Origin of the sequence: Vibrio sp. 1557 (assembly GCF_033340175.1) — a bacterium.
Lineage (GTDB): Bacteria > Pseudomonadota > Gammaproteobacteria > Enterobacterales > Vibrionaceae > Vibrio > Vibrio alginolyticus.
Map to the genome: position 1 here is coordinate 1 of NZ_JAWOVZ010000065.1, position 2,186 is coordinate 2,186.

The 2,186-nt window shown below is 54.7% G+C and carries 2 protein-coding genes and 1 pseudogene; 1 reads left to right on the forward strand and 2 read right to left on the reverse strand.

Features of this window, described 5'->3' with window-relative positions; genetic code table 11:
- The coding region (locus R7070_RS24520) for a DUF4158 domain-containing protein (RefSeq protein ID WP_318141326.1) at positions 1-685 on the reverse strand (685 nt) is incomplete at its 3' end.
- A 462-nt stretch (positions 686-1,147) separates the two neighbouring features.
- On the opposite strand from R7070_RS24520, the pseudogene R7070_RS24530 reads away from it, so the two are divergent.
- Positions 1,148-1,357: pseudogene (locus R7070_RS24530) on the forward strand (IS91 family transposase); the annotation flags it as partial.
- On the opposite strand, the gene R7070_RS24535 reads toward R7070_RS24530, so the two are convergent.
- Positions 1,303-2,186: TCR/Tet family MFS transporter (locus R7070_RS24535; protein WP_318141327.1), on the reverse strand; the 884-nt coding region annotated here is incomplete at its 5' end. The pseudogene R7070_RS24530 and the gene R7070_RS24535 sit on opposite strands and share 55 nt — an antisense overlap.

The following is a 2,186-nucleotide window of genomic DNA, read 5'->3' on the forward strand; positions in this document are numbered from 1 at the left end:
CAAGCTCTTTTTTAAGTTCAGGTACGGTCAGACTTTTTGCACCGCCTCTGAGCTGGTTCAGGCTTAGTCCGTCATCAATGGCTGTTATGCTGTCCAGAAAGACGTGAAGTTCAGGACTGGTGAGTTGATTAAGTTGGTGCGCCAGGTCTTTTCTGACCTGCTGCATCGCTCTGCTTATCAGTCTCTGGAGTACGGTGTACCTAGGGATAGCAATGCTGTGACTGGTTAGGAATTCAATAGCAGTATCAAAGAGGTAACGCGGCTCCAGCCAGGCATTGCCCACCTGAACAAGGTGGTCGAAAAGAGAATTGAAGTGCTGACTTTCGTCCCATTTGTGATAACCAGCAAGGTCTAATACTTTTGCGTAGAGTCGATCTTTTTGTTTTTGTGAGGGAGTGAATGGTCTGAGCCCCTTGCCGCCAAGCAGCTCTTTACTGATGAACATTAAATCCTTAGAAACCTGCGAGTAAGCGATATCTAGGATGACGGGCTTTGATTTGAAGTATCCCAAAATCGCGACAAAGTAACATCTATGAGCTCTGAGACGAAATGACCGAAAAACTGCCAATTCCGCATCGTTCAGAGAAAAGTACAGACATTGTTCTTCGATTGAAAAAATGGGTGGGGAATAAAGATCTGCCTGTTCTGCTCTCGTGAGAATAGTAATTTCGTTTTTGATGGCCATATCAGGGCTGTTCCGTATTAAATGTACGATATTTACCTAATTTGCCACACTTATAAGTAGTAACCCACCTCCGCAGCCATTTATTGGTGTGGTCTACAGAGGATTATGTCTTTTTAGAGGGGAAAATCCCTAGAACCCCACCTTGAGACAGAACGCGCCTTGGTCAGAATCCCAGTCGCTGGGCGGGTTTGCGCCTACGCTCTTGACCCCCACGAGGTCTGGAAAGGGTACGACAACGCCAAAGAATACGCGGCCTTCGTGACCAAGACGCTGGTCAACAAGGACGGCGATATTAAGCGCCGGATCATGTCGATGTTTAGCCCAGAGGAACGCCCAGACGACAGGGAGTGACGGGCACTGGCTGGCAATGTCTAGCAACGGCAGGCATTTCGGCTGAGGGTAAAAGAACTTTCCGCTAAGCGATAGACTGTATGTAAACACAGTATTGCAAGGACGCGGAACATGCCTCATGTGGCGGCCAGGACGGCCAGCCGGGATCGGGATACTGGTCGTTACCAGAGCCACCGACCCGAGCAAACCCTTCTCTATCAGATCGTTGACGAGTATTACCCGGCATTCGCTGCGCTTATGGCAGAGCAGGGAAAGGAATTGCCGGGCTATGTGCAACGGGAATTTGAAGAATTTCTCCAAAGCCCGCGACGCAGCGCCGGCAGGCAGAGCAAGTAGAGGGCAGCGCCTGCAATCCATGCCCACCCGTTCCACGTTGTTATAGAAGCCGCATAGATCGCCGTGAAGAGGAGGGGTCCGACGATCGAGGTCAGGCTGGTGAGCGCCGCCAGTGAGCCTTGCAGCTGCCCCTGACGTTCCTCATCCACCTGCCTGGACAACATTGTTTGCAGCGCCGGCATTCCGATGCCACCCGAAGCAAGCAGGACCATGATCGGGAACGCCATCCATCCCCGTGTCGCGAAGGCAAGCAGGATGTAGCCTGTGCCGTCGGCAAGCATTCCGAGCATGAGTGCCCGCCTTTCGCCGAGCCGGGCGGCTACAGGGCCGGTGATCATTGCCTGGGCGAGTGAATGCAGAATGCCAAATGCGGCAAGCGAAATGCCGATCGTGGTCGCGTCCCAGTGAAAGCGATCCTCGCCGAAAATGACCGAAAGCGCGGCCGGCACCTGTCCGACAAGTTGCATGATGAAGAAGACCGCCATCAGGGCGGCGACGACGGTCATGCCCCGGGCCCACCGGAACGAAGCGAGCGGGTTGAGAGCCTCCCGGCGTAACGGCCGGCGTTCGCCTTTGTGCGACTCCGGCAAAAGGAAACAGCCCGTCAGGAAATTGAGGCCGTTCAAGGCTGCCGCGGCGAAGAACGGAGCGTGGGGGGAGAAACCGCCCATCAGCCCACCGAGCACAGGTCCCGCGACCATCCCGAACCCGAAACAGGCGCTCATGAAGCCGAAGTGCCGCGCGCGCTCATCGCCATCAGTGATATCGGCAATATAAGCGCCGGCTACCGCCCCAGTCGCCCCGGTGATGCCGG